Here is a 3,839-nt window from a genome sequence, read left to right as displayed (position 1 = left end):
GGGCGCAGCGGTTGGCGGTGTTCGCCGCGGATCTGGGATGCACCCGACCGGGGTGCACCGAACCGCACAGCCGCTCCCAGATCCATCACGGGGCATTGGACTTCGCCAAGGGCGGCAACACCGATATCGGCGAGTTGACCTGTGCCTGTGGCACGGACAACCGCAACGTCGGTGACAAGCCGGGCCAATGGGAGACCGCGATCATCACCGCCGGGCCCGATACCGGGCGCATCGGATGGCGCCTGGTCGGATCTGATGGGCCCTATCGCACCAACCCGGTGCACCACCCACAAAAGTTCCTGCGCGGGCACCCGTTCAACTCGACTCAGGTGAAGCCGATCCGAACCGAGCCGTCGGGAGATGCTGCGGCTGCTGCGGACAAGCCCAATTCCGGTCCCACGATGCTGCGGGTGCGGCCCGACGACGTCGACACCAGACCCCACCGGCGAGGGGGCTCGCCCGACCGGCGGCGCGGCTCGCCGGTAGAAGCCGCCCTCGCCACAGCCCTCCGATCAGCAGCCTGATCGGAGGCTCGGCGGCGCGGTTCGCCGCCCGGACGGCGATCGGTTGCCGGGCTTCCTGGTCGGTGACCGGTCGTCGTGCTACGTTTCGCGACATGGCTGACCACCGCGTCCTCGCCCCCGTGATTGAACCCGGGCAGAAGGTCCAGGGCCCGGCGTCGTACTTCCCCAGCATCGAGAAGAAGTACGGCCGCCCTATTCAGGAGTGGCTCGATCTCGCCGCCGATCGTCTGGATTCCGACACCCACATGGCTGTCGTCGGGTGGCTCAAGTCCGAACACGGCCTCGGACACGGTCATGCGAATGCAATCGTCGGCTATGTGAAGGCCAAACTGGCGCAGTGACGAACCCCAACTCCGACGTGGTGCGCATCGGCGTCGTCGATGGTGACGGCATCGGACCGGAGATCGTTCCGGTGGCTGTCGAGATCGCCTCGGCCGCGGCACAACGGGCCGGCCTCACCGTCGAATGGGTGCGGCTCGCGATGGGGCAGTCAGCGATCGCCGCCGACGGAGATCCGTTGCCGCAGAAGACGATCGATGCACTTGATGAGCTGGACTGCTGGATCCTCGGCCCGCACGACTCCGCCGGTTATCCTGCAGAGTTCCGCTCCGGCCTCACCCCGGGCGCGATCATCCGCAAGCGCTACGGACTCTTCGCCAACCTCCGTCCGGCCTGGGCGTACCCGGGCGTGCCCGCCGTCGCCGATGACATCGACGTGCTCATCGTCCGTGAGAACAGCGAAGGCCTCTACGCCGACCGCAACATGGCACTCGGCTCCGGCGAGTTCATGCCGACCCAGGACGTGGCGCTCGCCGTCGGCCTCATCACCCGCGCAGCGTCGGAGCGGATCGCCAAAGTCGCGTTTGAGCAGGCCCGTCGTCGTCGCAAACACGTCACCGTCGTCCACAAGGCCAACGTCCTGACCATGACGACCGGATTGTTCCGCGAAGCCTGTTTCGATGTGGCGCGCGACTATCCCGACGTCGTCGTCGACGAACAGCACGTTGATGCGATGGCAGCCCTGCTGGTGCGCCGCGCAGGAGATTTCGACGTGGTCGTGACGGAGAACCTGTTCGGCGACATCCTCTCCGACCTCGCCGCTGAGCTCGCCGGATCACTGGGCCTCGCGGCGTCGATCAACGCGTCGACCGACAAGGCGATGGCCCAGGCCGCCCACGGCGCGGCCCCCGACATCGCCGGACAGGACCGGGCCAATCCGGTTGCCATCATCGAATCCACCGCGATGCTGTTCGACTGGTGGACACAGCGTTTCGACGATGAGCGCGGCTCGCGGGCGGCGGCTCTGATGCGCAGCGCGCTCGGCGAGACGCTGCAGGCGGGGGCGTCGACACCCGATCTCGGCGGCAACCTTGGGACCACCGCGTTCGGCGTGGCGGTCCAGGAGCGGATCGGCTGAGCAGGATTCAGAGGATCAGCTGGGCTGAAGAAGGTCCGGTCAGTCGGGCTTGTGGCAGCAGAAGATAGCGGTGCCGGGGAAGTAGGCGCCGCGCAGCGGTGACCACTGGCCCCATTCCTGCTCGAAATCCTCGGGCCATTCGGGTTCGACGACGTCGTCGAGGATCAACCCGGCACCGCGGATCTCGCGCACACGGTCGCCCATCGTGCGGTGGTGCTCGACATAGGTGATCTCCCCGTCGGCGTCGCGCTCGGCGTAGGGCGTCCGGTTGAAGTAGGGGATGGCGACGGTGAGACCGGCCGGGCCGGGGTCGTCGGGGAACATCCAGCGCATCGGGTGGTTGACGGCGAACACCCACCGCCCTCCCGGCCGCAGGACTCGTGCGATCTCGGCCATCACCCCGGCGGAATCAGCGACGAAGGGCACCGCGCCGAACGCCGAGCAGGCGAGGTCGAAGGACTCATCGGCAAACGGCAGGTGCTCGGCGGTGGCCTGCACGAGCGGCACCCGCGCCTCGTCGGCGGCCATGGCCGCGACACCGTGAGCCAACATGGCCCGGCTGAGGTCGATCCCCACGGCGTGCGCGCCTTGCCCGGCGAGCCACCGCGAACAGGGTGCTGACCCGCAGCCGATCTCGAGGACCACCTTCCCGCCGACGTCGCCGAGCAGGCCGATGTCCTCTTCACGCAAGTTCTCCGGGCACCACATGAAGTCACCGCCGGGGCGGTCGACGCCGAGGAAGCCGCCGTGTTCATCGTGATAGGCGTCGGCGTCCGAGTCCCACCAGCCGCGGTTGGCGCGGTCACTGGTCGTCGAATCGACCGGGCCCAAGACTGCCGGAGGCCGGGGAGTGTCAGCGGCTGGTGGTCGGGAATCATCAGCCATGGATCAGCACGACCTTCCAGGTAGGACGGACTCGGTCTTCGCCTCGCCGTCCCACCGTCGGATCCCGGCGACGACGACGGAACGGTCCTCGCCGTCGGAGACCAGCCCGAGCGCCGTTGCCAGTTGCTCTGCAGACAGTCGTCGGGCCAATGTGACGTGCGGTGCCCATTGCCCGGGTCGGCAGTGGTCGGTCTCGCCGTCGAGGTGGTCGTCGGCCAGGCGCAGGACGGTCGCGTGGACGCCGAGCAACTCGGTCGACGGGAGCACCGACCGCGCCAGCACGAACCCGCCATGCGCGCCGGCCGCGCCGTGGGAGAAGACAATCGGGGCGCCCAGGCGCACAGTGATCGGCAGCCGCTGCGCGACCGGGGTGAGTGCGCTCAGCGCGGCGGGGTCGATGGCCGTTGCGGCGACCAGAGTGATGTGCGGGCGTTGGTCGCGGTGGGGGTTGCGCAAGCCGGCCGCGGCTAGACGGTTCACCTCGGCGATGACGGATGCGTCGCCATCGACGTCGAAGATCAGTTCAAGCGACTGCACCACAGTGACCTCCGAAAGGCTCGAAGGCCCATTTGTGCAGGACAGGGCCCCTGGCGTAGTGTTGGAAGCGCGTGTGGCAAGGGCAAATCCGATTTGTCGTGTTCACATTGTTGACCAGCACTTTTCTGCTGGATGACCGCAAAAAACAAACCGTCCCACTAGATACCTGTCCGGAGCAACCCAACACATGTCGTCCCCCACTATCACCTCGCCGCAAGTAGCCGTCAACGACATCGGCTCGGCCGAGGATTTTCTCGCCGCCATCGATTCCACGATCAAGTACTTCAACGATGGCGACATCGTTGAGGGGACGATCGTCAAGGTCGACCGCGACGAGGTTCTGCTTGACATCGGTTACAAGACCGAAGGCGTCATTCCGTCCCGCGAACTCTCCATCAAGCACGACGTCGACCCCAGCGAGGTCGTCAACGTCGGCGATGAGGTCGAGGCGCTGGTCCTCACCAAGGAGGACAAGG

The 3,839-nt window shown here is 67.1% G+C and carries 6 protein-coding genes; 4 read left to right on the top strand and 2 right to left on the bottom strand.

What is annotated here, in order from left to right:
• From B4L26_RS02395 to B4L26_RS02385, 3 genes are all read left to right on the top strand, one after another.
• Window positions 1-524, top strand: a 524-nt coding sequence (locus tag B4L26_RS02395) for an HNH endonuclease signature motif containing protein (RefSeq protein WP_290715397.1), incomplete at its 5' end; no start/stop codon positions are given.
• Between the two features lie 92 nt (window positions 525-616).
• Window positions 617-865: a DUF4287 domain-containing protein gene (locus B4L26_RS02390; protein ID WP_290715394.1), complete on the top strand. Its 249-nt coding sequence runs from the start codon at window positions 617-619 to the stop codon at window positions 863-865.
• Complete coding sequence (locus B4L26_RS02385) at window positions 862-1,941, top strand: isocitrate/isopropylmalate dehydrogenase family protein (RefSeq protein WP_290715392.1); 1,080 nt, start codon at window positions 862-864, stop codon at window positions 1,939-1,941. The genes B4L26_RS02390 and B4L26_RS02385 overlap by 4 nt, the downstream gene beginning before the upstream one ends.
• A gap of 39 nt (window positions 1,942-1,980) precedes the next feature.
• Here B4L26_RS02385 and B4L26_RS02380 read toward each other — a convergent pair whose 3' ends face one another.
• A complete protein-coding gene (locus B4L26_RS02380) occupies window positions 1,981-2,826 on the bottom strand; it encodes a class I SAM-dependent methyltransferase (RefSeq protein WP_290715390.1) in 846 nt (281 codons plus the stop codon).
• A 3-nt stretch (window positions 2,827-2,829) separates the two neighbouring features.
• Entirely contained in the window at window positions 2,830-3,366 is a 537-nt protein-coding gene (locus tag B4L26_RS02375; protein ID WP_290715387.1) for a 2'-5' RNA ligase family protein, read from the bottom strand.
• Window positions 3,367-3,550: 184 nt separating this feature from the next.
• Between B4L26_RS02375 and B4L26_RS02370 the strand changes: the two genes are divergently transcribed.
• Window positions 3,551-3,839 (top strand): S1 RNA-binding domain-containing protein (locus B4L26_RS02370; protein ID WP_290715385.1); only part of this gene is annotated, 289 nt, incomplete at its 3' end.

Origin of the sequence: Gordonia sp. UBA7599 (assembly GCA_002477755.1) — a bacterium.
Lineage (GTDB): Bacteria > Actinomycetota > Actinomycetes > Mycobacteriales > Mycobacteriaceae > Gordonia.
The sequence above is the reverse complement of the archived record's forward strand: the minus strand, read 5'-3'. Positions and strand labels throughout refer to the sequence as shown.